The organism is Pseudomonas sp. UTLPPB19802, from assembly GCF_059730225.1.
Genome location: NZ_AP048545.1, coordinates 2,385,939 through 2,412,408, shown reverse-complemented (window position 1 = coordinate 2,412,408; position 26,470 = coordinate 2,385,939). Strand labels below are relative to the sequence as shown.

The window sequence follows — 26,470 nt, the reverse complement described above, 5'->3', positions numbered from 1 at the left end:
AAGGACTGCACAATGCGTATCGTCGTAGCACTGGGCGGCAACGCCCTCCTGCGTCGTGGTGACCCCATGACCGCGGACAACCAACGCGCCAACATCCGCATCGCCGCCGAGCAGATCGCGAAAATCCACCCCGGCAACCAACTGGTGATCGCCCACGGCAACGGCCCGCAGGTAGGCCTGCTGTCGTTGCAGGCGGCCGCCTACACCCAGGTTTCGCCCTACCCGCTGGATGTACTCGGTGCGGAAACCGAAGGCATGATCGGCTACATCATCGAACAGGAGCTGGGCAACCTGCTGGACTTCGAAGTGCCCTTCGCCACGCTGCTGACCCAGGTCGAGGTCGATCCCCGTGACCCGGCCTTCCAGCAACCGAGCAAGCCCATCGGCCCGATCTACGCCAAGGCCGAGGCCGAGCGGCTGGCGGCGGAAAAAGGCTGGAGCATCGCCCCCGACGGCGACCACTTCCGTCGGGTGGTCGCCAGCCCGAAGCCGAAACGCATCTTCGAGATCCGTCCGATCAAGTGGCTGCTGGAAAACGGCAGCATCGTCATCTGCGCCGGTGGCGGCGGGATCCCGACGATGTATGACGAAAACGGCAAACTGCAGGGCGTCGAGGCGGTCATCGACAAGGACCTGTGCTCGGCGCTGCTGGCCCGGCAGTTGGAGTGCGACCTGTTGGTGATCGCCACCGACGTCAGCGCAGCCTTTGTAAACTGGGGCAAGCCAGACCAGAAGGCCATCGCCCAGGCCCATCCCGACGACCTCGAGCAACTCGGCTTCGCGGCAGGCTCCATGGGCCCGAAAGTCCAGGCCGCCTGCGAGTTCGCCCGGCAGACCGGCAAGGTCGCGGTGATCGGCTCACTGGCGGATATCGAAGCGATCGTCCAAGGTAAGGCGGGCACGCGGGTCAGTACCGCCCGGCCCGGCATCCGCTATTCCTGAGAACCTTCGGGGCAGGCCATGGTCTGCCCTACTCCAACGCCTTGTAAGGAGACACCGCCATGGCCCAGTTCGAGCCCGGTCACCTGCATACCGAACGACACGCCCTGAACAAGGACGATTTCAGCTACAACCTGTGTATCGACTATGAGCTCGCCCAGGACCCGCGCGAAGGCCAGGGCATGCAGTTCAGGTTGCACGGCACCATCGAGGACAAGCCGCTCGATGAGTCGTTCTTCCTGGCCAAGGACCAGGCCTTCGATTTCGCCCGGCATGCCAGCCGCATCGCCCAGCAGCACGGCCTGCCCAAGAGCGCCAATATCGCCTCGATGCACAAGTACTACGACGAGATGTTCGAGGACGTGCGGGCGCAGCTTCACGTCAAATCCGGCGACCCGATGAAACCGGAACATTTGGAGTAATCCCAGGCCACACACCGGGATCATTGCGCGTGGGAAGCCTGCGACGGAAATGGCATAATTGCGCCCTTCTCGCCCGGAACCGTATCCCGTCCCATGCGCATCCACGTCAGCTTCATCGACCGCGTCGGCATTACCCAGGAAGTCCTGGCCCTGCTCGGCGGGCGCAATCTGAATCTGGATGCGGTGGAAATGGTTCCGCCCAACGTCTATATCGATGCGCCGACCCTCAGCCCGCAAGTGCTGGAGGAACTGCGCGACGCGCTGTTCAGCGTTCGGGGCGTGCAGGCGGTGACGGTGGTCGACATTCTCCCCGGCCAACGCCGGCACCTGCAGCTCGATGCCCTGCTCGCGGCCATGACCGACCCGGTGCTGGCCCTGGACAGCCAAGGGCTGGTGCTGCTGGCCAACCCGGCGATGATCGCCCTCTATGGTCGCGAGCCGGCGGGCGAAAGCGTCGGTGGGCTGTTCGCCGACCCCGGCCTGCTCGATGCCCTGCTGGAAAACGGCTTTCGCCTGCCGCTGCGGGAGATCACCGTCAACGGCCAGACCCTGCTGCTCGATGCCACGCCGATCACCGATGCCGGCGCCCTGCTGACGCTGTACCAGCCCAACCGCATCGGTGAACGCCTGTCCGCACTGCATCATGACCATGCCGAAGGCTTCGACTCGCTGCTTGGCGAGTCGGCGCCGATTCGCACGCTCAAGGCCCGGGCCCAGCGGGTCGCGGCCCTGGATGCGCCACTGCTGATCCAGGGTGAAACCGGCACCGGCAAGGAACTGGTAGCCCGCGCCTGCCATGCCATCAGCGCCCGCCATGGTGCACCGTTCCTTGCACTCAACTGTGCGGCACTGCCGGAGAGCCTCGCCGAAAGCGAGCTGTTCGGCTATGCGCCCGGCGCCTTTACCGGTGCTCAGCGCGGCGGCAAGCCGGGGCTGATGGAACTGGCCAACCAGGGCACGGTGTTTCTCGACGAAATTGGCGAGATGTCACCGTACCTGCAGGCCAAGCTGCTGCGGTTTCTCAATGACGGCAGCTTTCGCCGGGTGGGCGGCGATCGCGAGGTCAAGGTCAACGTGCGGATCATCAGCGCCACCCACCGTGACCTGGAAAAAATGGTCAGCGAAGGCAATTTTCGCGAAGACCTGTTCTACCGCCTCAATGTGCTCAACGTTGAAGTACCGCCGTTGCGTGAACGCGGCCAGGACATCCTGCTGCTGGCGCGCTATTTCATGCAGCAGGCCTGCACGCAGATCCAGCGCCCGGTCTGCCGGCTGGCGCCCGGCACCTACCCGGCACTGCTGGGCAACCGCTGGCCGGGCAACGTTCGCCAACTGCAGAACGTGATCTTCCGCGCAGCGGCGATCTGCGAGGGCAGCCTGGTGGACATCGGCGACCTGGACATCGCCGGCACCTCGGTGGCGCGGCAAAGCGACGGCGATATTGAAAGCCTCGAACAGGCGGTCGAGGAGTTCGAACGCGGTCTGCTGGAAAAGCTCTACGTCCAGTATCCCTCGACACGCCAACTGGCCAGCCGCCTGCAGACCTCCCATACCGCGATCGCCCACCGGTTGCGCAAGTACGGGATTCCCGGAAAGCCCTGAACCACCTGTAGGAGCCAGGCTTGCCCGCGAAGAGGCCAGCGGGCAGCAAAAACCTTCGCGAACAAGCTCGCTCTCACAGCAAACCCGTCCAGAAGCGACATCCATCTGTACTGAAAGCGATACAGCGGAACGATTTCGCTACAATCGCCATCCTTCCCAGCCGGGCAAGACTTTGATCCTGTTGTGCTTTTTCCGGCCATCAACCGTGTAGCGATTTCGCTACAGCGCGTGCACTACACCTCCCTCCATATCGCCGCAGAACCCTTGCTCCACGGGCCTTTCGCAACATTGGCCGCGAACTTGCTATGGGACTCTCATTCAAGCGGGGCGAAGTCCTCGCATTCATAGCGTCCACCAGACGAATCTGGCCCTTTGAGGAGTGTTTTCATGTCCGAGTTGCGTTTTACCGAAGACCACGAGTGGCTGCGCACCGAAGCCGATGGCAGCGTCACCGTCGGGATCACCGCGTTCGCCCAGAACGCCTTGGGTGACGTGGTGTTCGTCCAGCTGCCGGAACTGCAGGCCTACGACAAGGGCGCCGAAGCCGCCACCGTGGAATCGGTCAAGGCCGCCAGCGGCGTGTACATGCCGCTGCACGGCGAAGTGCTGGAGGTCAACCCGGCGCTGGAAGACAGCCCGGAACTGGTCAACGAAGATCCGCTGGGCGAAGGCTGGTTCTTCCGCTTCAAACCCGCCGATGCCGCCGCTGTCGGCCAACTGCTGGACCAGGACGCCTACGACCGCCTGATCCAAGCCAACGCCCAGGCCTGAGGAACCACCATGACCATCAACCTCGGCACCGCCAACGAATTCATCGCCCGTCATATCGGCCCACGCCAGGATGACGAACGCGCCATGCTCGCCACCCTCGGTTTCGACTCCCTGGAAGCCCTGGCTGCCTGCGTGATTCCCGAAAGCATCAAGGGCACCAGCGTCCTCGACCTGCCAGCCGGCCAGAGCGAAGCCGATGCCCTGGCCTCGATCAAGGCCATCGCGGCAAAGAACCAACTGTTCAAGACCTACATCGGCCAGGGCTACTACAACTGCCACACGCCGTCGCCGATCCTGCGCAACCTGTTGGAAAACCCGGCCTGGTACACCGCCTACACCCCTTACCAGCCGGAGATTTCCCAGGGCCGCCTGGAAGCGCTGCTGAACTTCCAGACCCTGGTCAGCGACCTCAGCGGCCTGCCGATCGCCAACGCCTCGCTGCTCGACGAAGCCACCGCCGCCGCCGAAGCCATGACCTTCTGCAAGCGCCTGAGCAAGAACAAGGGCAGCCACGCCTTCTTCGCTTCCGTGCACTGCCATCCGCAGACCCTCGACGTGCTGCGTACCCGTGCCGAGCCGCTGGGTATCGACGTGGTGGTCGGCGACGAGCGTGAACTGGGCGATGCCAGTGCCTTCTTCGGTGCCCTGCTGCAGTACCCGGCGAGCAACGGCGACCTGTTCGACTACCGCGAACTGACCGAGCGCTTCCATGCCGCCAACGCCCTGGTGGCCGTCGCCGCCGACCTGCTGGCCCTGACCGTGCTGACCCCGCCCGGCGAGTTCGGTGCCGACGTTGCCATCGGCAGCGCCCAGCGCTTTGGTGTGCCGCTGGGCTTCGGTGGCCCGCACGCGGCGTACTTCTCCACCCGCGATGCGTTCAAGCGCGATATGCCCGGCCGCCTGGTCGGCGTCTCGGTGGACCGTTTCGGCAAGCCGGCCCTGCGCCTGGCCATGCAGACCCGCGAACAGCACATCCGCCGCGAGAAGGCCACCAGCAACATCTGCACTGCCCAGGTGCTGCTGGCCAACATCGCCAGCATGTACGCCGTGTACCACGGTCCGAAAGGCCTGGTACAGATCGCCAACCGCATCCATCACCTCACCGCCATCCTGGCCAAGGGCCTGGACGCGCTAGGCCTCGGCGTCGAGCAAAGCGGCTTCTTCGACACCCTGACCCTCAAGACCGGTGCCCGCACCGCAGCCCTGCATGACAAGGCCCGTGCCCGGCAGATCAACCTGCGGGTGGTCGATGGCGAACGCCTGGGCCTGTCCCTGGACGAAACCACCAGCCAGGCCGACGTGGAAACCCTCTGGGGCCTGCTGGCCGAAGGCAAGGACCTGCCGGACTTCGCCGCCCTTGTCGCGTCGGTTTCCAGCGCCATCCCGGCAGCACTGGTGCGCCAGTCGCCGATCCTCAGCCACCCGGTGTTCAACCGCTATCACTCGGAAACCGAGCTGATGCGCTACCTGCGCAAGCTGGCGGACAAGGACCTGGCCCTGGATCGCACCATGATCCCGCTGGGCTCGTGCACCATGAAGCTCAACGCCGCCAGCGAAATGATTCCGGTGACCTGGGCCGAATTCGGCGCCCTGCACCCGTTCGCCCCGGCCGAACAGAGCGCCGGCTACCAGCAACTGACCGACGAACTGGAAGCGATGCTCTGCGCCGCCACCGGCTATGACGCGGTCTCCCTGCAGCCGAACGCCGGCTCCCAGGGCGAGTACGCCGGCCTGCTGGCGATCCGTGCCTATCACCAGAGCCGTGGCGAAGGCCGCCGTGACATCTGCCTGATTCCATCGTCGGCCCACGGCACCAACCCGGCCACCGCCCACATGGCCGGCATGCGCGTGGTGGTCACCGCCTGCGATGCCCGTGGCAACGTCGATATCGAAGACCTGCGGGCCAAGGCCATCGAGCACCGCGAACACCTCGCGGCGCTGATGATCACCTACCCGTCGACCCATGGCGTGTTCGAGGAAGGCATCCGCGAAATCTGCGGCATCATCCACGACAACGGCGGCCAGGTGTACATCGATGGCGCCAACATGAACGCCATGGTCGGCCTCTGCGCACCCGGCAAGTTCGGCGGCGACGTCTCGCACCTGAACCTGCACAAGACCTTCTGCATCCCCCACGGCGGTGGTGGCCCTGGCGTCGGCCCGATCGGCGTGAAGTCGCACCTGGCACCGTTCCTGCCCGGCCATGGCGTGATGGAGCGCAAGGAAGGCGCGGTTTGCGCGGCGCCGTTCGGCAGCGCGAGCATCCTGCCGATCACCTGGATGTATATCCGCATGATGGGTGGCGAAGGTCTCAAGCACGCCTCGCAACTGGCGATCCTCAATGCCAACTACATCTCCCGGCGCCTGGAGGAGCACTACCCGGTGCTCTACACCGGTAGCAACGGCCTGGTGGCCCACGAGTGCATCCTCGACCTGCGCCCACTGAAGGACAGCAGCGGCATCAGCGTCGACGACGTCGCCAAGCGCCTGATCGACTTCGGTTTCCATGCCCCGACCATGTCGTTCCCGGTCGCCGGCACGCTGATGATCGAGCCGACCGAAAGTGAATCCCGGGAGGAGCTGGACCGTTTCTGCGACGCCATGATCCGCATCCGCGAGGAAATCCGCGCGGTGGAGAACGGCAGCCTGGACAAGGACGACAACCCGCTGAAGAACGCTCCGCACACTGCGGCGGAACTGGTCGGTGAGTGGACCCATCCGTACAGCCGCGAGCAGGCAGTGTATCCGGTGGCGTCGTTGGTCGAAGGCAAGTACTGGCCGCCGGTCGGGCGGGTCGACAACGTGTTCGGCGATCGCAACCTGGTCTGCGCCTGCCCGTCGATCGAGAACTACGCTTAAGCCTCTACCGTGACCAGAGGCTTATCTGTGGCGGGGGGGCTTGCGGAACATCGCAGCGCCCCCAAAACCGGTTATCGCGTTGCACCGGAAAGAACGCGTTGGCTGATTTGCTGCTGCTTCGCAGCCGAGCGCGGGCAAGCCCGCTCGCCACAAGCGTGCAAGCCGTCCCCCTATAACTATTAGAAAAAACGGAGAACCATCATGTCCCTGAGCGTGTTTGACCTGTTCAAGATCGGCATCGGTCCCTCCAGCTCCCATACCGTCGGACCGATGCGCGCCGCCGCGCGTTTCGTCGAAGGCCTGCGTCGCGAGAAGCTGCTGGAGCAGACCACCTGCGTCAAGGTCGAGCTGTACGGCTCGCTCGGCGCCACCGGCAAGGGCCACGGCAGTGACAAGGCCGTGTTGCTCGGGCTCGAGGGCGAGCATCCCGATACCGTCGATACCGAAACCGTCGCCGATCGCCTGCAAGCCATTCGTGGCAGCGGTCGCCTGAATCTGCTCGGCGAGCATTCCATCGAATTCAGTGAAAAACTTCACCTGGCGATGATCCGCAAGCCGTTGGCCTATCACCCCAACGGCATGATCTTCCGCGCCTTCGACAGCGCCGGACTCCAGATCCGCAGCCGCGAGTACTACTCGGTCGGCGGCGGTTTCGTCGTCGATGAAGACGCCGCGGGCGCCGACCGCATCGTCGAGGACAGCACGCCGCTGACCTTCCCGTTCAAGAGCGCCAAGGAACTGCTGGGCCATTGCAGTACCTACGGCCTGTCCATCAGCCAGGTGATGCTGACCAACGAAAGCGCCTGGCGCCCGGAAGCGGAAACCCGCGCCGGTTTGCTGAAGATCTGGCAGGTGATGCAGGACTGCGTCACCGCCGGCTGTCGCAACGAGGGCATCCTGCAGGGCGGCCTCAAGGTCAAGCGCCGGGCTGCCGCGCTGCACCGGCAACTGTGCAAGAACCCGGAAGCAGCCCTGCGCGACGCCCTCTCGGTACTGGACTGGGTCAACCTCTATGCCCTGGCCGTCAACGAGGAAAACGCCAACGGCGGCCGGGTGGTCACCGCACCAACCAACGGCGCAGCCGGCATTATCCCGGCCGTCCTGCATTACTACATGCGCTTCATCCCCGGTGCCAACGAGGATGGTGTGGTGCGTTTCCTGCTTACCGCCGCCGCGATCGGCATTCTCTACAAGGAAAACGCCTCGATCTCCGGTGCCGAGGTCGGCTGCCAGGGTGAAGTCGGCGTGGCCTGCTCGATGGCCGCCGGGGCGCTGTGTGAAGTACTGGGTGGCAGCGTGCAGCAGGTGGAGAACGCCGCCGAAATCGGCATGGAACACAACCTCGGGCTGACCTGCGACCCGATCGGCGGGCTGGTGCAGGTGCCGTGCATCGAGCGCAACGCCATGGGCTCGGTCAAGGCGATCAACGCCGTGCGCATGGCCTTGCGGGGCGACGGCCAGCATTTCGTCTCCCTCGACAAGGTGATCCGCACCATGCGCCAGACCGGTGCCGACATGAAGAGCAAATACAAGGAGACCGCCCGTGGCGGTCTGGCCGTAAACATTATCGAATGCTGATCGACGAGGCCGGCGCGAGCGGCCTCCCGGCAATTTCCAGGAGTTGAAGATGTCCACCGAAAACCTTTTGAAGACCCCGCTGCACGCACTGCACCTGCAACTCGGGGCGCGCATGGTGCCGTTCGCCGGCTATGAGATGCCGGTGCAGTACCCGCTGGGCGTATTGAAGGAACACCAGCACACCCGTGACCAGGCCGGGTTGTTCGATGTCTCGCACATGGGCCAGATCCGCCTGGTCGGCGCCGGTGCCGCCAAGGCCCTGGAGAGCCTGGTGCCGGTGGATATCGTCGACCTGCCGGTGGGTATGCAGCGCTATGCGATGTTCACCAACGAACAGGGCGGCATCCTCGACGACCTGATGGTCGCCAACCTGGGTAACGACGAGCTGTTCCTGGTGGTCAACGCCGCCTGCAAGGAGCAGGACCTGGCGCACCTGCAAAAACACCTGGGACACCTGTGCGAGGTGCAATCGCTGTTCGAAGAACGTGCACTGCTCGCCCTGCAAGGCCCCGCCGCCGTTACCGTCCTGGCGCGCCTGGCACCGGAAGTAACCCGGATGACCTTCATGCAGTTCGCTCCACTGCGCCTGCTGGGCGTCGACTGCTACGTCAGCCGTTCCGGCTACACCGGGGAAGACGGCTTCGAGATTTCCGTACCGGCCGCCAGCGCCGAGTGCCTGGCCCGCAGCCTGCTGGCCGAGACCGAAGTCGAGGCGATCGGCCTGGGCGCGCGTGATTCGCTGCGCCTGGAAGCCGGCCTGTGCCTCTACGGGCACGACATGAACGAACAGACCACGCCCGTCGAAGCCAGCCTGCTCTGGGCCGTCTCCAAGGCCCGGCGTGCCGATGGCGCGCGGGCCGGCGGCTTCCCCGGTGCCGAGCGGGTCTTCGCCCAGCAGCAGGACGGTGTGCAGCGCAAGCGTGTCGGCCTGCTGCCCCAGGAACGTACCCCGGTGCGCGAAGGTGCGGAAATCGTCGATGAGGCCGGCACGCCGATCGGCAGCGTCTGCAGCGGCGGTTTCGGCCCGACCCTCGGCGCGCCTCTGGCGATGGGTTATCTGGACGCCGCTCACGCCGCGCTGGACAGCGAGGTCTGGGCCATCGTGCGCGGCAAGCGCATTCCACTGAAAGTCAGCAAAATGCCGTTTGTTGCACAACGCTACTATCGTGGTTGATACCAACAGTAACAACTAACGGTAATGAAACTGTGCACTGGTTTGTAACATCTGCGCCACAAACCAGTGCATATATTCACAAGTGAACTTGGCTTATAACAGTCGGGCACAACTGAATACTTGTATGGCCGTGGTGTCTGCGCCGAAGCCCTTGGAAACTGCGGCAAACCGCCTCAAACCGTGGCTTGCGCGGGGGCTTGTTTTTTCTCCCACAGTTGGCGTAGAGTTTCCCTACTGTGTTTGCATGGGTCGCTTGGAATCGTGACCTGGGCAGTAGCTCTAAGTTTGCTACAACCCGTTCGACGTCTCTTACTTTCCTGCAACCCAGCCCAGTACTCTTTCAGGTGAAAGGGGCTGTCATTAATTTTTAGCGTCAAAGGAAATAAGAAATGTCCACACGTCAGAGCGGCACCGTCAAGTGGTTTAACGACGAAAAAGGTTTTGGTTTTATCACTCCCGAGAGCGGTCCGGATCTGTTCGTCCATTTCCGCGCCATCCAGGGCAACGGTTTCAAGAGCCTGAAAGAAGGCCAGAAAGTGACCTTCGTTGCCGTGCAAGGCCAGAAAGGCATGCAGGCTGATGAAGTGATCGCAGAAGCCTGATTTCGGTTTCAGCCAATGAAAAGCCCCTGATGGTGACATCAGGGGCTTTTTTGTGTGTGCGGTTTTGTGCATCAGCCCAGGTAGCGCTGGTTTTATGGGGGCAGCTTCGTAAAATGGCCTTTTCCTCGAGAGAAAGCCCATATGACGAAGCACATACTCAGCCCGCAGGGTGACTTTCCCGCCGCTGGCCTGGGCCGCCGCCTGGCCGCGATGTTCTATGACTTCCTGCTGTGCACCGCCCTGCTGATCGTGACCGGCCTCCTCTACAAGGCGGCGCAGATGGTGATCGTGGGTGAGCCGAAACTCAAGGTCCTGTCAGACGCCGGCGCCCTCGACGGTGATCCGCTGTTCTCGACCGTGGTGTTCTGCGTGCTGTTCGGCTTCTTCGCCAAGTTCTGGACCTACAAGGGCCAGACCCTGGGCATGCAGGTGTGGGGCATTCGCGTGCAGAATGCCGATGGCTCGGCCATCAGCCTCTGGCAGGCCCTGCTGCGCTTTCTCATCGCCATCCTGTCCATGGTCATGGCTGGCCTGGGCTTCATCTGGGTGCTCTTCGACAGCAAGAAGCGCAGCTGGCACGACATCTACTCCGACAGCCAGCTGGTACGTATTCCCAAGCAGCGCTGAAGCTTTTCCCGCGCCCATGAAAAAGCCCGCCGAAGCGGGCTTTTCTGTAGCACAGGGGCCGCAAGACTCTGCGGCACCGGCTTCGCCGATTACTCCGCCAGCTTGAAGGTGATGAAGCTGGCACGACCTTGACGCAGGACCCGCATGGACACCGAACGATTCTTCGGCAGGGCCTTGGCGATCTCGGTGAACTGCTTGGCATCGGTGATCGCCTGGTTGTTCAGGTGGGTGATCACGTCGCCCGGCTGCAGGCCGATCAGCGCCGCAGGACCATCCTGGACTTCCTTGATGACCACACCGCCCTTGAGCAGGTCGTTGCCTTTCTTCTGATCGTCGCTCAGGTCGGCAACGGAAACGCCCAGGCGGTTGCTGCTGCGCTCGGCACCCGCCGATTTGCCATTGTCCATTTCCTTGCCTTCGTCCGGAATAGCCCCGACCGTCAGCTCGATGGTCTTGCGCTGGCCTTCGCGAACCACTTCCAGCTTGGCTTTCTCACCGGCCTTGAGGGCACCAACCAGATGCGGCAGGTCAGCAGACAGCTCGATAGGCTGGCCATTCATGCTGAGGATCACGTCGCCAACCTGCAGGCCACCCTTGGCAGCCGGACCATCGTCCTGTACCTGGGCCACCAGGGCACCGGCCGGCTTATCCAGGCCGAACGACTCGGCCAGGTCCTTGTTGACCTCCTGGATCACCACGCCCAGCCAGCCACGGCTGACCTTGCCACCCGCTTTCAGCTGGTTGGAAACGTCCATGGCCACGTCGATCGGGATGGCGAACGACACGCCCATGAAGCCGCCGGAACGGGTATAGATCTGCGAGTTGATCCCGACCACTTCACCATTGAGGTTGAACAGCGGACCACCGGAGTTGCCCGGGTTGATCGGCACGTCGGTCTGGATGAACGGCACATAGTTCTCGTTCGGCAGGCTGCGGCCCACCGCACTCACGATGCCCTGGGTCACGGTATGGTCGAAGCCGAACGGCGAGCCGATGGCAACGACCCACTGGCCCGGCTTGAGGTCCTTGGACTTGCCGAGCTTGAGGGTCGGCAGGTTCTTGCCGTCGATTTTCAACAGGGCCACGTCGGAGCGTGGATCGGTACCGACCAGCTTGGCCTTGAGTTCACTGCGATCAGCCAGGCGCACGAGAATCTCGTCGGCGTCGGCGACCACGTGGTTGTTGGTCAGGATGTAGCCATCATTGGAGATGATGAAGCCCGAGCCCAGCGACTGCGCCTCGCGCTGGCGACCGCCGCCGCCACCTTTCGGCCCGCGCGGTTGCGGGAAACCACGGAAGAACTGCTGGATTTCCGGTGGCAAGCCTTCCAGCCCCTGGATATCCGCAACCTTGCGCTCCGGCAGCTTCTGGGTGGTACTGATGTTCACCACCGCCGGCGAGGCCTGCTCCACCAACTGGGTGAAATCAGGCAGCTCCGCAGCCTGGGCCGCCACGGCCTGCCCGAGGAGCAGGACCGTGGCGAACATGGATAGATAGGATTTCAAGCTAGGTATCGACATACGGCTCCCGTGAATAACGAGCATGGTTAAGCGACAGGTACCATAAAACCCAAAGACGATTAAGCCTGGATTACGGACCGGAAATAACAAACAAGGCCAGGGCCGAAGAGGCCCTGACCTATAGGAAAATTCAGGTTCATTGGCAAGAAAAAATCATCACCAGACATTTCGGCATCTCGATCCCAGCGCCAGGCAGCGTTCATATTGGGGTAGGACCGAGTCAGCCAGCGTCATGGATCAGCCTCTCACTGCTTGACGGCCTGCGCATCGCCGGCACGCATCGACAGCGCGATACGTTCGGCGGTACCGATGGGAATCTCGCCCACCACCGTCACCATGATCTCACCGGAGGGGGTGTTCAGGCGCCGGGAAACCGCCACGGTCGGACCCAGTTGGGTACGTGTGTCAGCGATGTTGGCGCCGTTGAGAGGTTCCAGGAACACCGAGAAACGTGCCAGCCCGTCGTCATACATGAGGCTGCTGAGCTGGGTCTTGGTCTGTGGATCGAAACGCGTGGCGCTGCGTACCAACTCGAAGCCCGGCGGCAGCCAATCGGAATGCCATTGCGGGACAGCCTTGCCGCCCGGCGCCGGCTCCGAATTGCTCGCCAGGGTGACTGGCTTGCACTCCGAGCCGCCCTGCAGCTGGCTGTCCTGGGGGATATTGCTGGTGTCGAGTTCAGTGAACTGGAAACGCTCGAGCAACTGCCCCTTGTCGTTGATCAGCAACGACTTCAACGGCAGGCCGGTCTGGCGGTCCAGATGCAATTCGAAACCATAGCGATGCTGGTCGCGGGGCGTCAGCGAAACGATCACTGCCGCCCGACCGGCGACGCGGGACTTGCCCGCGACGGCGATCTCGTACCAGGCCTTGAGTTTTTGTGGATCGAGCGACCGTGCATGGGCATCGGGCGGTGCACCCACACCCGCGACCAGGGCGCCACTGACACACTCGGTGCGCCCATCGACGCGTACCACCTCTTGTGCCGAACCATCGAGTTGCAGCAGGCGTTCACGCACCTGACCGTTCTGGACCAGATGCCAGATACTGTGGGTCGAGAAACTGCCATTGCGTTCGTAGACGAACGTGCCCTGGAAGCTTTGCTGCTGCTCGGCTTGCCCAAGACGGGTCAACCAGTCCTGGGCTTCATCCGCCTGGGCGGTGAGGACGACCCCACCGGCCAGTGCAAGCGTGAGAAGAGGTAGTGCGCGCATGATCCTCCTTACTTGGCAGTTTCCAGGCTGGCTGCACGTGCGTAAGGCAGCGCACTCTCAGTACCTTTCAAGGCAGCCTGCTGTGCATGCTGGCGCAGATAGCCCGGCAGGCGCTGGTCCCAGCCGGCCTGGCCCTGTTGCAACACACCACTGGCCATCGGCCCGGTCGATTCGGAGCCTTCAGTATAGCCGGCCAGCACCGCCGGTCCCTTGGCCGTTGGAGCGGCCAGACCAGGCTGGTTGGATTGCTGCGCCAGTTGCGCGCCAGCAATATCGTCCTGGTTGTAGAACCGCACGCCAGCGAGCACCGCCACGGTCACCGAAGCCGCCACGGCCAGGCGGCCGAGCGTACGCCATGGGCCACGAGTATTCTTGGCCGGGACTTCCTCGCCAGCCAGCGCTGCCGATACAGCCGAAGCGATATCCAGGCGCGGGTCCAACAGATCCTTGTGCATCACAGCACGGGCAATCTGGTACCGGGACCAGGTCGCACGTGTGTCGGCATCGTCCAGGGCATTAAGCACCCGACGCAATTCCAATTCGTCCGCTTCGTTATCCATCACCGCGGACAGCGATTCCTGCAGGGCTTCACGACTCATGACGGTTCCTCTCTTGGCTGTCGCCGCTGTCTCAGGTTTCCTGCAACAACGGCTGCAGGGCTTTATCGATGGCCTCCCGAGCGCGGAAAATCCGGGAGCGCACGGTGCCCACCGGACATTGCATGACGGCCGCAATGTCCTCATAACTCAGACCATCGAATTCACGTAAAGTTAACGCCGTACGCAAATCTTCTGGCAGTTGCTGGATGGTTCGATGGACAGTGCCCTCGATCTCATCCCTCAGCAACGCTCGTTCCGGAGACTCAAGGTCCTTGAGGCCATGATCGCCGTCATAGAACTCGGCGTCCTCGGAACTCACATCACTGTCTGGTGGCCTGCGACCGCGGGATACCAGATAGTTTTTCGCCGTGTTGATGGCGATGCGGTACAGCCAGGTATAAAACGCACTGTCTCCGCGAAAATTGCCCAGCGCACGGTAGGCCTTGATAAACGCTTCCTGTGCAACATCCTGGGCTTCATGGGTGTCGTGCACGAATCGCACGATCAACCCGAGAATCTTGTGCTGGTATTTCAGCACTAGCAGATCAAATGCGCGCCGGTCACCGCGCTGTACGCGCTCGACCAGCTGCTGATCCTCTTCCTGGGTTAGCATGAACGCTCCTCATATGACTTGAAGGAGGCTGCCATTGCTAATCGATCAGGCTTGTAAACATAGACTCGGGCTGTTGGCAAAAGTTCTCCCCCTTCAAGCAAGTTTCCTGCGGCCCGTCAGGCGGACCCACACGAAAAACGCAGCACGGCACTGGCCGACTGCGTGAATGATCTTGTCGTCGAACCTGCTGGCGCATTTCCTGAATCAGGCTGCGCAGAGAACCGACGCTGTCCCCTTCTTTCTGACACTGCCTATGGAGCCCGGGGGCTTTTAAAAGTTCCCGGACCACAGAGTAAGTAATAGCATTGTGCCGTTCCATCGGCCAGAAGCTGCCTGGGGCCCTTTATAGCCGAAAAATCATCGTCTTACCGTGCAAAACCGCATGCACGACGACCCAGAGTGGCGCACACTTCCCGCCCGCAGTAGTTTCACAATGCCACGAAGGCCCGGCTATTGTGCCGATCCCCCCCAGCAGTTACCAGTGGGCCGTGTGGCGAGTTCCGAGCCCTGGCTTGACCGGGCCCAACGCGCCGTTCTCCCGGTGCTTTATTTCGGATTGATTGAGATGAGCCAACATTTTCAACACGATGTGCTGGTGATTGGCAGCGGGGCTGCCGGACTGAGCCTGGCGCTGACTCTGCCGGGCCACCTGCGCATTGCGGTCCTGAGCAAGGGCGACCTGGCCAATGGCTCGACCTTCTGGGCCCAGGGCGGGGTCGCGGCAGTACTGGACGACACCGACACCGTGCAATCCCATGTCGAGGATACCCTCAACGCCGGCGGCGGCTTGTGCCACGAGGATGCGGTGCGCTTCACCGTCGAGCACAGCCGCGAGGCAATCCAATGGCTGATCGACCAGGGCGTCCCCTTCACCCGCGATGAAAACGCCAAGGTCGACGACGGCGGTTTCGAGTTCCACCTGACCCGCGAGGGCGGCCACAGCCATCGGCGCATCATCCACGCCGCCGATGCCACCGGCGCGGCGATCTTCAGGACCCTGCTGGAGCAGGCCCGCCAGCGCCCGAACATCGAGCTGCTGGAGCAACGCGTGGCCGTCGACCTGATCACCGAGAAACGCCTGGGCCTGGACGGCGAGCGCTGCCTAGGGGCCTACGTGCTGGATCGCGGCACCGGCGAGGTCGATACCCATGGCGCACGCTTCACCATCCTTGCCTCGGGCGGTGCGGCCAAGGTCTACCTCTATACCAGCAACCCTGACGGTGCCTGCGGCGACGGCATCGCCATGGCCTGGCGCTCGGGCTGCCGGGTGGCGAACCTGGAGTTCAACCAGTTCCACCCCACCTGCCTGTACCACCCGCAAGCCAAGAGTTTCCTGATCACCGAGGCCCTGCGCGGCGAAGGCGCACACCTCAAGCTGCCCAATGGCGAGCGCTTCATGCCGCGCTTCGACCCGCGGGCGGAACTGGCGCCACGGGACATCGTCGCCCGCGCCATCGACCACGAGATGAAGCGCCTGGGCATCGACTGCGTCTACCTGGACATCAGCCACAAGCCCGAAGCGTTCATCAAGGCGCACTTCCCGACGGTGTACGAACGCTGCCTGGAATTCTCCATCGACATCACCCGCCAGCCGATCCCGGTGGTGCCGGCGGCGCACTACACCTGCGGTGGCATCCTCGTCGACCAGCAGGGCCGCACCGACGTCCCCGGCCTGTACGCGATCGGCGAGACCAGCTTCACTGGCCTGCACGGCGCCAACCGGATGGCCAGCAACTCGCTGCTCGAGTGCTTCGTCTATGCCCGCTCCGCCGCTGCCGACATTCTCCGGCAACTGCCGGAGATCGCCCTGCCAATAGCCCTGCCCAGCTGGGACGCCAGCCAGGTGACCGATTCCGACGAAGACGTGATCATCGCCCACAACTGGGACGAGCTAAGGCGCTTCATGTGGGACTACGTGGGCATCGTGCGGACCAACAAGCGCCTGCAACGGGCGCAGCACAGGGTGCGGTTGCTGCTGGACGAGATCGACGAGTTCTATAGCAACTACAAGGTCAGTCGTGACCTGATCGAGCTGCGCAACCTGGCCCAGGTGGCCGAGTTGATGATCCGCTCGGCCATGGAGCGCAAGGAAAGCCGGGGCCTGCACTACACCCTCGACTATCCGGACATGCTCCCCGAGGCGCTGGACACTATCCTGGTGCCGCCCACCTACGCCGGCTGAACTTGAGCCGCACGCGCAGGCGCCGATGCACATCGTGCGCCAGCGCGTCAGCGGGCACGCAGAGCGAACGCGGCAGCCAGTCTGCGCGCCGACGAAAACGCAGCAGCACCAACCCGGGCAAGGCCAGGCTGTCACGGTGCAACTGCACGGCTTGCCAGCCACCTGCACGACTCCACAGGTGCCAGCCGCGCTCGTCACGACGCAAGCCGGTGATCGCCGACGCATGATTCAACAGGATCTGTCGCGGCAGCACCCAGGCGCCATGCAACAGGCAGGCAACGGCGGCGCAGAGGCTTGCCCAGCGCGGGATGTCCAGCAGGAACAGTGACAACGAGGCGAGGCACTGGGCCCCGAGATAGGCCGCCAGCAACAGCCGTGAGGCTTGCCAGCGGCATTCGAAGCAATTACTTGGGCTGGACACGATCCAGGATCATGCGCACCATGCGCTGCAGTTCCGGATCCGGCGACTCGGAACGCTCCATGAACCAGCCGAACATGTCCTGGTCCTCGCATTCGAGCAGGTTGCGATAACACTCGCGGTCGACTTCATTCAGGTGCGGGTATACCTCCTTGACGAAGGGGACCAGCAGCACGTCCAGCTCCAGCATGCCACGACGGCTGTGCCAATAGAGGCGATTGAGTTCTACATCTTCGACCATGGAACACTCCTCGAATTTGCGCGCAAGTATACAGGCCTGATCGTCACCGCACAGTCGGCTTTGGTCGGCATGGCCCTGTGCTTTGCGAACTATCCATTTCCAGGGCGCCCCTCTATGATGTGTACCAGACCTTTTCATGCTGCGAAGACCCATGGCCGATTCCGCTTTTTTCTGTAGCCTTTCCCACGAAGGCGTTCTCGCTGTCCGCGGCGCCGACGCCAGCAAGTTCCTGCAGGGCCAACTGACCTGCAACCTCAACTACCTCAGCGACACCCACGCCAGTCTCGGCGCCCGCTGCACGCAAAAGGGCCGCATGCAGTCGAGCTTCCGTATCCTGCTCGAAGGCGATGGCGTGTTGCTGGCAATGGCCAGTGAACTGCTCGAGCCGCAACTGGCGGACCTGAAGAAGTACGCGGTGTTCTCCAAGTCCAAGCTCACCGACGAAAGTGCCGAGTGGGTCCGTTTCGGTCTCGGCGACGCTGACGCCGCCCTGGCCGGCCTCGGCCTGGAACTGCCGGCCGACAGCGATAGCGTGGTCAGCACCAATGGCCTGGTTGCCGTGCGTGTGTCGCCCGGACGCAGCGAGCTGTGGGTACCGGCGGCGCAGGCCGATGAAGTGCGCTCCCGCCTGGCCAGCCAACTGCCCGAAGCCGACCTCAATACCTGGCTGCTCGGCCAGGTCCGTGCCGGTATCGGCCAGGTCATGCCGCAGACCCGCGAGCTGTTCATCCCGCAGATGCTCAACCTGCAGGCCGTCGGCGGCGTCAGCTTCAAGAAAGGCTGCTACACCGGCCAGGAAATCGTCGCGCGCATGCAGTACCTGGGCAAACTCAAGCGTCGCCTGTATCGCTTGGTGCTGAGCGGCGAGCAACTGCCGGAGCCGGGTAGCGAGCTGTTCTCGCCGAGCCACAACAGTTCGATCGGCGAAGTGGTGATCGCGGCCAGGGCCGAAGGCAACATCGAGTTGCTGGCGGTGCTGCAGGCTGAAGCGGCGGAGCAAGGCACTGTCCACCTGGGCGACCTGCAAGGTCCGCAACTGACACTGCTGGACCTGCCTTATCAACTGGACCGCGATCGCGAAATCCAGCGTTAACCGCACCGCCGTAGAGAACACGCATGAATAAGCTGGCGGAAAAGGTCCAACGGGATTTGGTAGAGGCCATCGACAACGATGACCTGGTACTGCCCACGCTGCCGGAGGTCGCCCTGAGGATTCGCGAGGCGGCCGAAGATCCGGAGATCAGCGTCAGTACCCTGAGCAAGGTGATCAGTGTCGACACCGCGTTGTCGGCGCGCCTGATCAAGGTGGTCAACAGCCCGTTATTGCGTGCCAGCCACGAAGTCACCGACCTGTATACCGCCATCACCCGACTGGGAGTGAACTACAGCAGCAACCTGGCGATCGGCCTGGTGATGGAACAGATCTTCCACGCCCGCTCCGAGGTGGTGGAACAGAAGATGCGCGATGTCTGGCGCAAGAGCCTGGAAATCGCCGGGATCTGCTACGTCCTCTGCCGCGACTTCACCCAACTCAAGCCGGACCAGGCCGCCCTCGGCGGGCTGGTGCACCAGATCGGCGTGCTGCCGATCCTGACGTATGCCGAAGATCATTACGAACTGCTGGCCGACCCGCTGAGCCTGGACCATGTCATCGACAGCATTCATCCGGTGCTGGGCGACAAGCTGCTACGGGTGTGGGACTTCCCCGAGCGGCTGGTCAGGCTGCCGGGCCAGTATCTGGATCTGCAGCGGGACAGCGCTACCATCGATTACGTCGACCTGGTGCAGATCGCCACGGTGTTCTGCCACCAGGGCACGACGCAAGCCTTCGCCCATGTCGACCCGACCAGCCTGCCGGCCTTTCGCAAACTGGGGCTGGACCCGAACAGCGAAGCCTGGGTCGAGACGCTCAATGATGCGCGGATGATGCTTCACTGACGTTGCCTTCAGGTCATTTGGCGAGCGGGCTTGCCCGCTGCTACCAGCCTGATATAACGAACCCTGGGGTTTCAGGGCCGCTTTGCGGCCCAGCGCGGGCAAGCCCGCTCGCCACAGGTTCAGGACAGCGTCTTGAACGCGCCGTCAGCCGGCGATGAAACTCACCCGCACCTTCAGCCCGCTCGACTCGCCATCATGCAGGCTGATCTGCGCCAGGTGCGCCCGGCAGATTTCCCCGACGATCGCCAGCCCCAACCCCGAACCCAGGCCTTGCTGGTTGCGGCGGTAGAACCGCTCGAATACCCGGTCGCGCTCCTCCAGCGGAATGCCGGGGCCATCGTCTTCCACTTCCAGCACCGCCGGCGCGCTGACCCGCAGGATCACGTTGCCGCCGGCCGGCGTGTGGGCCAGGGCGTTGTCCACCAGATTGCTGAGCAGTTCGTTGAGCAAGGTCGGCTCGCCACGCAACCACACCGGCTCATCCGCTTCCAGCGCCAGGGCCACGCCGCGGGCATGGGCCAGCGGTGCCATGGCCATGCCCAACTCCCGCGCCAGTTGGCTCAGGTCAAGCAGTTGCGCGCCGCCCTCGGCAATCGCTCGCGCCCCGTTCTCCACCCGCGCCATGGACAGCAGTTGGTTGGCCAGGTGGGTCAGGCGGTCGGTGCCCTGGGCTGCGGTTTCCAGGGTGCCGCGCCAGGTTTCGGCGTCCGATGCCCGCAAGCCCAGCTCCAGCCGCGCCTTCAGCGCTGCCAACGGCGTGCGCAGCTCGTGGGCGGCATCGGCGATGAACTGCCCCTGGCGCTCGAACTGGCGGCGCAGGCGTTCGGTAAAGTGGTTGAGGGCGCGCACCAGCGGCCACAGTTCATGCTGCACTTCCACCAGCGGCAGGGACCGCAGGTCATCCGGCTGGCGCTCCTCCACCGCCGTGCGCAAGCGCTCCAGCGGGCGCAGCGCAGCGCTCACCGCAAACCACACCAGCAGCAGCGCACCCACCGCCAGCATGCCCAGGCGCAGCAGCGTGTCGGCCATCAGGCTGCGGGCCATGTTGACCCGCGCCTCGTCGGTCTCGGCCACGCGGATTTCCGCCATGCCGTTCATGTTCGGCTCGCTGACCGCCTTGAGCAGGCTGACCACGCGCACGTTCTGCCCACGGTACTGGGCGTCGTAGAACCGCGCCAACGCCGGATAGTCATCGGTACGCGGCGTGCCGGGCGGCGGTGGCGGCAGGTTTTCGTAGCCGGAAATCAGTTGCTGGTGAATGTCGTTGACCTGGTAGTAGATCCGCCCGGCACTGTCGTAGGCGAAAGTGTCGAGCGCCACGTAGGGCACGTCGGCACTGAGGGTGCCGTCGCGTTGCGACAGGCCGGCGGCAATGGTGCGCGCCGAGGCCAGCAGGGTCCGGTCGTAGGCCGTGTCGGCGGCCTCGCGGCCGTTCCAGTAGGCACTCCAGCCACTGGCGAGCATCAGCACCACCAACAGTAGCGCGAGGTTCCACAGCAGCCGCCAGCGCAGGCTGCTGGGCTTATGCATCGCGAGCTTCCAATAGATAACCGAGGCCGCGGAAGGTGACGATGGCCACCGCATGGCCGTCGAGCTTCTTGCGCAGGCGATGCACGTAGATCTCGATCGCATCGGCGCTGGCTTCCTCATCCAGGCCGAAGACCTGGGAAGCCAGTTGCTCCTTGCTCATCACCCGGCCGGGACGGGCGATCAGGGCCTCGAGTACCGCCTGCTCGCGAGAGGTCAGGGTCAGCAGTTGGTCACCGAGGGTGAAACGCCGGGTATCCAGGTCATAGACCAGTGCGCCGCAGCGCTGCTGGCGTTCACCGCCAAGCACGCTACGGCGCAGCAGCGCCTTGACCCGGGCTTCCAGTTCCGTGAGTTCAAAGGGCTTGGCCAGGTAGTCGTCGGCGCCCAGGTTCAGCCCGTGGACCCGATCCTTGACATCACTGCGGGCGGTCAGCATCAGCACCGGGAGGTTTTTGCCGCGGGCCCGCAAGCGCGCCAGCACTTCGAAGCCATCCATGCGCGGCAGGCCGACGTCGAGAATCGCCACCGCGTAGTCCTCGCTGCCGAGGGCGAGGTCCGCAGCCACCCCGTCGTGCAGCACATCGACAGTCAACCCCGTACTCTTGAGCGCCTGGGCGACACTTTCGGCCAACTGCAGATGATCTTCGACCAGGAGCACACGCATGTTTTTTCCACCTCGGACTGGGGCAACCAAACACCCTTTCAAGGGCCGAGTTTACCCAATAAAAAAACCGCCGCCAGCCGTCCGACCCCATGTTTATCGGGCCTTGGCAACTGAAAGGTTGGTGAAAGGTTCGCTCATTACAGTCTCTTTACGGACAGTTGCGACTACCGCGCCCAAGGCGCCGCAACTGTCAGCACAATAGCCACACCCCCGAAAAACGCCACGATGCGTTTTCGAAAAACAAGAACAATAACGGAGTCCGACACCATGCTGCCTCTACAGCCTCAGGCCCTGCCGCCTGCCCAATTTTTTTATTCCCCCGACCCTACCGACCTCTCGTAATACGCTGACGAGCGCGCACGCCTGCCCGCCACGCCACCGTTCCATGGATACCACGCACCTCATAACAACAACTCCCCAGGAGAGAACAATGGATCTGTCGCTACGTAAACTCGCCCTCGCCGCCAGCCTCACCCTGTTGGCCGGCAACACCCTCGCCGCCGAACCCAAGCGCCCGGAATGCATCGCCCCGGCCTCCCCCGGTGGTGGCTTCGACCTGACCTGCAAGCTGGTGCAAAGCGCCCTGGTCAACGAGAAAGTCCTGAGCAAGCCGATGCGCGTGACCTACATGCCGGGCGGCGTCGGCGCCGTGGCCTACAACGCGGTGGTCGCCCAGCGCCCGGCCGATGCCGGGACCCTGGTGGCCTGGTCCAGCGGCTCGCTGCTGAACCTGGCCCAGGGCAAGTTCGGTCGTTTCGATGAAGGCGCGGTGCGCTGGCTGGCCGCAGTCGGCACCAGCTACGGGGCGATCGCGGTGAAAAACGACTCGCCGTACAAAACCCTCGACGACCTGGTCAAGGCCCTGAAGAAAGACCCCGGCAGCGTCGTCATCGGTTCCGGCGGCACCGTCGGCAGCCAGGACTGGATGCAGACCGCCCTGATCGCCAAGGCCGCCGGCATCAACCCGCGCGACCTGCGCTACGTGGCCCTCGAAGGCGGCGGCGAAATCGCCACGGCCCTGCTCGGCGGGCACATCCAGGTCGGCAGTACCGATATCTCCGACTCCATGCCGCACATCCTCAGTGGCGACATGCGCCTGCTCGCGGTGTTCTCCGACAAGCGCCTGGACGAGCCGGAAATGAAGAACATCCCCACCGCCCGCGAACAAGGCTACGACATCGTCTGGCCGGTGGTGCGCGGTTTCTACCTGGGGCCGAAGGTCAGCGACGAAGACTACGCCTGGTGGAAAGACTCGTTCGACAAGCTGCTGGCCTCCGACGAGTTCGCCAAGCTGCGTGACCAGCGCGAACTCTTCCCCTTCGCCATGACCGGCCCGGAGCTGGACGCCTACGTGAAGAAGCAGGTGGCCGACTACAAAGTGCTGGCCAAGGAATTCGGCCTGATCCAGTGACCACCGCCCTCTAGTCAGTCACGGCCACGTACCCCGCCGGCCGGGGGCGTGGCCCAGGAGTCGCTCATGCTCTTGCAACGTCTCTTCGCCTTCGCGCTGCTGCTGGCCTGTGCCGGCCTGGCGCTGATGGCCTGGCCCTACCAGGCTGCCTTTTCCTACGAGCCGGTCGGGCCACGCGCCTACCCGCTGCTGATGCTCGGGCTGATGAGCCTGGCCCTGTTGTACATGCTGTTCCGTCCGACACCGATCAAGCACAACGATGACGAACCGCCGCTGGACCGCGAAACCCTGACCAAGATCGCGATCTGCACCGGCCTGCTGCTGGTGCTCGCCGGGACCTTCGAACCCCTGGGCTTCATTCTCAGCAGCATCCTGATCGGTGTGCCGATGGCACGCCTGTATGGCGGTCGCTGGCTGCCCAGCGCGGTGATCATCAGCCTGATGAGCGTCGGCCTTTATCTGTTGTTCGACAAGGCCATGGATGTACCGCTGCCCCTCGGACTGCTCGACGTTCTGGAGAACTGACATGGATACTTTCAGCTACCTGGGCCAGGGCTTCGGCGTCGCGCTCAGCCCGTACAACCTGGTCACCGCCCTGTGCGGCACCCTGATCGGCACCGTCGTCGGCCTGCTGCCGGGCCTGGGCCCGATCAACGGCGTCGCCCTGCTGATCCCGATCGCCTTCGCCCTCGGCCTGCCGCCGGAGTCGGCACTGATCCTGCTGGCGGCGGTATACCTGGGCTGCGAGTACGGCGGGCGAATCAGCTCGATCCTGCTCAACATTCCCGGTGAAGCCTCCACCGTGATGACCACCCTCGACGGCTACCCGATGGCCCGCCAGGGCCTGGCCGGCGTGGCCCTGTCGCTATCGGCCTGGAGTTCGTTCATCGGCGCCTTCATCGCCACCTGCGGCATGGTGCTGTTCGCCCCGCTGCTGGCGAAATGGGCAATCGCCTTCGGCCCGGCTGAGTACTTCGTGCTGATGGTCTTTGCCATCGTCTGCCTCGGCGGCATGGCCGGCGACCGCCCGCTCAAGACCTTCATCGCGGCGCTGATCGGGCTGTTCCTGTCGAGTGTCGGCATCGACGCCAACAGTGGTGTGTACCGCTTCACCGGCGACAACATCCACCTGACCGACGGCATCCAGTTCGTCGTGCTGGTGCTGGGCCTGTTTTCCATCAGCGAGATTCTCCTGCTGCTGGAAAAGACCCACCACGGCCAGGAAGCGGTGAAGGCCACCGGACGCATGATGTTCAACCTCAAGGAGGCGGCCTCGGTGTTCGCGGTGAACATCCGTTGCGGCCTGCTCGGTTTCATCATGGGCGTGCTGCCCGGTGCCGGCGCCACCCTGGCCAGCGCGGTGGCCTACATGGCCGAGAAGCGCATGGCGGGAAAGAGTGGCCAATTCGGCCAGGGCGACAAGCGTGGCCTGGCCGCGCCAGAGACCGCCATCGGTGCCTCGGCCTGCGGCGCGCTGGTGCCGATGCTGACCCTCGGCGTACCCGGCTCGGGCACCACGGCGGTGATGATCGGCGCACTGACGCTGTACAACATCACCCCCGGCCCACTGCTGTTCGAACAGCAACCGGACATTGTCTGGGGCCTGATCGCCTCGCTGTTCATCGCCAACATCATGCTGGTGATCCTGAACATCCCGATGATCCGCATCTTCACCCGCATCCTCTCGGTGCCGAACTGGGCGCTGGTGCCGGTGATCGCCATCATCACCGCGATCGGCGTCTACGCGGTGCACGCCACCACCTTCGACCTGTTCCTGATGATCGGCATCGGCATCTTCGGCTACATCCTGCGCAAGCTCGATTTCCCGCTGTCGCCGGTACTGCTGGGCTTCATCCTCGGCGGGCTGATGGAGTCGAACCTGCGCCGCGCGCTGTCGATTTCCAACGGTGCACTGGAGATCCTCTGGGCCAGCCCGATCAGCATCGGCGTCTGGGTGCTGACGGTATTCATGCTGGCCATGCCGTTGCTGCGCATCTGGCGCAAGCGTGCCGCCCAACGGCGTGCGCTGGCCAATGCCTGACACCGGTTGGCGTGCTTGGTGGGGGACGCCGCTGGTCGGCCTGGCTGGCGGCTACCTCGCCAGCCAGATCGGCTGGCCGCTGCCGTGGATGGTCGGCTCGCTGCTGGCGATCATCCTGGTGCGTTGCCTGACGCGCTGGCAACTCGCCGAGATTCCCGGTGGGCGCAAGACCGGCCAGTGGGTGGTCGGTATCGGTATCGGCCTGCATTTCACCCCGCAAGTGATGGAACAGGTGCTGGCGCATTTCGGCCTCATCCTCGTCGGTGCCTTGGTCACCAGCCTCTCCAGCGTGCTTGGGGTGTGGCTGCTGCGGCGTACCGGCGAAGATCGCGCCACGGCGTTTTTCTCCAGCATGCCGGGCGGCTCCGGGGAGATGGTCAACCTCGGCGCGCGCAACGGCGCGGTGCTCAGCCGGGTCGCCGCCGGGCAGAGCCTGCGGGTGCTGGTGGTGGTGCTCTGCGTACCGGCCGCGTTCAAGTACCTGCTCGGCGACGGCGTGCCGCTCGGCGGCGCGAGTGTCGTCGACTGGCGCTGGCTGGCCGTGCTGTTCCCCCTCGGTGCGCTGCTCGCCTGGTTCTGGCAGCGCCTGCGCCAACCCAATCCCTGGTTGTTCGGCCCCTTGCTGGTGAGTGCGACGGCGAGCATCGCCTGGGACCTGCACATCGGCCTGCCCAACGGTGGCAGCCAGATCGGCCAGTGGCTGATCGGCAGTGGCCTGGGCTGTCATTTCAATCGTGAATTCTTCCGTCGCGCGCCCTCGTTCATGGGCCGCACACTGATCGGCACGGCCTTGACCATGCTGATCGCCAGCCTCTCGGCCTGGGCCCTGAGCGCTCTGACCCGCCTCGACCTGCGTTCGCTGACCCTGGGCATGATGCCCGGCGGCATCGCGGAAATGAGCCTGACCGCCGAAACCCTGCAACTGTCGGTGCCGCTGGTGACGGCGATGCAGGTGATGCGGTTGTTGTTCGTGTTGTTTCTGGCCGAGCCGTTGTTTCGGTGGTGGGCCGGCAAACCTGAAAAACCGCCTGATGTGTGAGTCGAGTAACGCTTTACCTTCGATCAACGCCGAAAACGTTTCAGGATGCCTGCGCATGCAGCTCAAGTACCTGGTACTTGGGTTTGTCAGTAGCTCAAGGCAAAATCAAGAACCCCCGAGCGAGGGCTCTGGTTGACGGAATAGAAAACATTGGCGTAATCAACCGCGTCACGCGCCAGATACTCATTATCAATAGGTATTGTCGCCTTGCCGCTTGACGCATCCGACGCGGACACGACATGCGTTAGTTCATAGATGACCACAAGCCTGTCCATGGACAGAACAATGGTATCACCAGCCTTGATAGCGTCATACGCCACCTCTGCCGTGGCTGGCCCGCCATTGAGGCCGGGAAAATGGAGCACTCCGTTTTTAACCTCAAGCACGTGAGGTTTTGGCAGAGTGACTTTGTGTACCTTTTTCAATGTAGACATTTTACCGACTCCTTTGAAAGGACAGAGATAAGAAAGTCCGATATGTGCGCCT

At 63.6% G+C, this 26,470-nt stretch carries 25 protein-coding genes; 16 read left to right on the top strand and 9 right to left on the bottom strand.

The annotated features are described in order from the left end of the window. The first annotated feature begins 12 nt into the window (after window positions 1–12). From arcC to AC6I6U_RS10825, 9 genes are all read left to right on the top strand, one after another. Window positions 13–942 (top strand): carbamate kinase, encoded by a 930-nt coding sequence (gene arcC, locus AC6I6U_RS10865; RefSeq protein WP_497881947.1) that lies wholly within the window; start codon window positions 13–15, stop codon window positions 940–942. A 59-nt stretch (window positions 943–1,001) separates the two neighbouring features. Then, window positions 1,002–1,361, top strand: a complete 360-nt coding sequence (locus tag AC6I6U_RS10860; RefSeq protein WP_497881946.1) for a DUF5064 family protein — start codon at window positions 1,002–1,004, stop codon at window positions 1,359–1,361. A gap of 93 nt (window positions 1,362–1,454) precedes the next feature. Beyond that, window positions 1,455–2,963, top strand: a complete 1,509-nt coding sequence (gene gcsR / locus AC6I6U_RS10855; protein WP_497881945.1) for a transcriptional regulator GcsR — start codon at window positions 1,455–1,457, stop codon at window positions 2,961–2,963. Window positions 2,964–3,350: 387 nt separating this feature from the next. Continuing rightward, a complete protein-coding gene (gene gcvH, locus AC6I6U_RS10850) occupies window positions 3,351–3,734 on the top strand; it encodes a glycine cleavage system protein GcvH (protein ID WP_497881944.1) in 384 nt (127 codons plus the stop codon). Window positions 3,735–3,743: 9 nt separating this feature from the next. Continuing rightward, the gene (gcvP, locus tag AC6I6U_RS10845; protein WP_497881943.1) at window positions 3,744–6,593 is read left to right on the top strand and encodes an aminomethyl-transferring glycine dehydrogenase; all 2,850 of its coding nucleotides are present in this window, start codon (window positions 3,744–3,746) and stop codon (window positions 6,591–6,593) included. 201 nt (window positions 6,594–6,794) lie between these two features. Next, complete coding sequence (locus tag AC6I6U_RS10840; RefSeq protein ID WP_497881942.1) at window positions 6,795–8,171, top strand: L-serine ammonia-lyase; 1,377 nt, start codon at window positions 6,795–6,797, stop codon at window positions 8,169–8,171. Between the two features lie 49 nt (window positions 8,172–8,220). Then, window positions 8,221–9,345, top strand: a complete 1,125-nt coding sequence (gene gcvT / locus AC6I6U_RS10835) for a glycine cleavage system aminomethyltransferase GcvT (RefSeq protein WP_497881941.1) — start codon at window positions 8,221–8,223, stop codon at window positions 9,343–9,345. Between the two features lie 389 nt (window positions 9,346–9,734). Next, window positions 9,735–9,947 (top strand): cold-shock protein, encoded by a 213-nt coding sequence (locus AC6I6U_RS10830; protein ID WP_007951194.1) that lies wholly within the window; start codon window positions 9,735–9,737, stop codon window positions 9,945–9,947. A 141-nt stretch (window positions 9,948–10,088) separates the two neighbouring features. Further along, window positions 10,089–10,574 (top strand): RDD family protein, encoded by a 486-nt coding sequence (locus AC6I6U_RS10825; RefSeq protein WP_497881940.1) that lies wholly within the window; start codon window positions 10,089–10,091, stop codon window positions 10,572–10,574. Window positions 10,575–10,663: 89 nt separating this feature from the next. Here AC6I6U_RS10825 and AC6I6U_RS10820 read toward each other — a convergent pair whose 3' ends face one another. The 4 genes from AC6I6U_RS10820 to rpoE form a co-directional block, all read right to left on the bottom strand. Then, a complete protein-coding gene (locus AC6I6U_RS10820) occupies window positions 10,664–12,094 on the bottom strand; it encodes a DegQ family serine endoprotease (RefSeq protein WP_497881939.1) in 1,431 nt (476 codons plus the stop codon). A gap of 245 nt (window positions 12,095–12,339) precedes the next feature. Beyond that, window positions 12,340–13,308 carry a MucB/RseB C-terminal domain-containing protein gene (locus tag AC6I6U_RS10815; RefSeq protein ID WP_497881938.1) on the bottom strand — a complete coding sequence of 323 codons (969 nt, stop codon included), beginning with the start codon at window positions 13,306–13,308 and terminating at the stop codon, window positions 12,340–12,342. An 8-nt stretch (window positions 13,309–13,316) separates the two neighbouring features. Further along, on the bottom strand, window positions 13,317–13,907 hold the full coding sequence (locus tag AC6I6U_RS10810; protein WP_497881937.1) for a sigma-E factor negative regulatory protein: 591 nt from the start codon (window positions 13,905–13,907) through the stop codon (window positions 13,317–13,319). Window positions 13,908–13,938: 31 nt separating this feature from the next. Beyond that, window positions 13,939–14,520 (bottom strand): RNA polymerase sigma factor RpoE/AlgU, encoded by a 582-nt coding sequence (gene rpoE, locus AC6I6U_RS10805; RefSeq protein WP_010452874.1) that lies wholly within the window; start codon window positions 14,518–14,520, stop codon window positions 13,939–13,941. Window positions 14,521–15,085: 565 nt separating this feature from the next. On the opposite strand from rpoE, the gene nadB reads away from it, so the two are divergent. After that, the gene (gene nadB / locus AC6I6U_RS10800; protein ID WP_497881936.1) at window positions 15,086–16,702 is read left to right on the top strand and encodes an L-aspartate oxidase; all 1,617 of its coding nucleotides are present in this window, start codon (window positions 15,086–15,088) and stop codon (window positions 16,700–16,702) included. Here nadB and AC6I6U_RS10795 read toward each other — a convergent pair. Together AC6I6U_RS10795 and AC6I6U_RS10790 are read right to left on the bottom strand one after the other, a co-directional pair. Further along, window positions 16,671–17,123 (bottom strand): protein YgfX, encoded by a 453-nt coding sequence (locus tag AC6I6U_RS10795; RefSeq protein ID WP_497881935.1) that lies wholly within the window; start codon window positions 17,121–17,123, stop codon window positions 16,671–16,673. The genes nadB and AC6I6U_RS10795 overlap by 32 nt on opposite strands. Next, entirely contained in the window at window positions 17,107–17,361 is a 255-nt protein-coding gene (locus tag AC6I6U_RS10790; protein ID WP_497881934.1) for an FAD assembly factor SdhE, read from the bottom strand. Before AC6I6U_RS10790 ends, AC6I6U_RS10795 begins: the two co-directional genes overlap by 17 nt. 151 nt (window positions 17,362–17,512) lie before the next feature. Here AC6I6U_RS10790 and ygfZ point away from each other — a divergent pair, with 151 nt between their 5' ends. Next, window positions 17,513–18,454, top strand: a complete 942-nt coding sequence (ygfZ, locus tag AC6I6U_RS10785; RefSeq protein ID WP_497881933.1) for a CAF17-like 4Fe-4S cluster assembly/insertion protein YgfZ — start codon at window positions 17,513–17,515, stop codon at window positions 18,452–18,454. 23 nt (window positions 18,455–18,477) lie between these two features. Further along, window positions 18,478–19,299: an HDOD domain-containing protein gene (locus AC6I6U_RS10780; protein WP_497881932.1), complete on the top strand. Its 822-nt coding sequence runs from the start codon at window positions 18,478–18,480 to the stop codon at window positions 19,297–19,299. Window positions 19,300–19,443: 144 nt separating this feature from the next. On the opposite strand, the gene AC6I6U_RS10775 is transcribed toward AC6I6U_RS10780, so the two are convergent. Both AC6I6U_RS10775 and AC6I6U_RS10770 read right to left on the bottom strand, forming a co-directional pair. After that, on the bottom strand, window positions 19,444–20,829 hold the full coding sequence (locus AC6I6U_RS10775; protein ID WP_497881931.1) for a sensor histidine kinase: 1,386 nt from the start codon (window positions 20,827–20,829) through the stop codon (window positions 19,444–19,446). Further along, window positions 20,822–21,493 carry a response regulator gene (locus tag AC6I6U_RS10770; RefSeq protein ID WP_497881930.1) on the bottom strand — a complete coding sequence of 224 codons (672 nt, stop codon included), beginning with the start codon at window positions 21,491–21,493 and terminating at the stop codon, window positions 20,822–20,824. The genes AC6I6U_RS10775 and AC6I6U_RS10770 overlap by 8 nt, the downstream gene beginning before the upstream one ends. A gap of 430 nt (window positions 21,494–21,923) precedes the next feature. Here AC6I6U_RS10770 and AC6I6U_RS10765 point away from each other — a divergent pair, with 430 nt between their 5' ends. The 4 genes from AC6I6U_RS10765 to AC6I6U_RS10750 all read left to right on the top strand — a co-directional run bounded on the left by AC6I6U_RS10765 (window position 21,924) and on the right by AC6I6U_RS10750 (window position 25,984). Further along, window positions 21,924–22,904 carry a Bug family tripartite tricarboxylate transporter substrate binding protein gene (locus tag AC6I6U_RS10765; protein WP_497881929.1) on the top strand — a complete coding sequence of 327 codons (981 nt, stop codon included), beginning with the start codon at window positions 21,924–21,926 and terminating at the stop codon, window positions 22,902–22,904. A 66-nt stretch (window positions 22,905–22,970) separates the two neighbouring features. Next, the gene (locus AC6I6U_RS10760) at window positions 22,971–23,429 is read left to right on the top strand and encodes a tripartite tricarboxylate transporter TctB family protein (protein ID WP_497881928.1); all 459 of its coding nucleotides are present in this window, start codon (window positions 22,971–22,973) and stop codon (window positions 23,427–23,429) included. A 1-nt stretch (window position 23,430) separates the two neighbouring features. Next, complete coding sequence (locus tag AC6I6U_RS10755; RefSeq protein ID WP_497881927.1) at window positions 23,431–24,945, top strand: tripartite tricarboxylate transporter permease; 1,515 nt, start codon at window positions 23,431–23,433, stop codon at window positions 24,943–24,945. After that, window positions 24,938–25,984, top strand: coding sequence for an AbrB family transcriptional regulator (locus tag AC6I6U_RS10750; protein ID WP_497881926.1), 1,047 nt, complete (start codon window positions 24,938–24,940; stop codon window positions 25,982–25,984). Before AC6I6U_RS10755 ends, AC6I6U_RS10750 begins: the two co-directional genes overlap by 8 nt. 86 nt (window positions 25,985–26,070) lie before the next feature. Here AC6I6U_RS10750 and AC6I6U_RS10745 read toward each other — a convergent pair whose 3' ends face one another. After that, window positions 26,071–26,418, bottom strand: coding sequence for a hypothetical protein (locus tag AC6I6U_RS10745; protein WP_497881925.1), 348 nt, complete (start codon window positions 26,416–26,418; stop codon window positions 26,071–26,073). Window positions 26,419–26,470 lie beyond the last annotated feature (52 nt).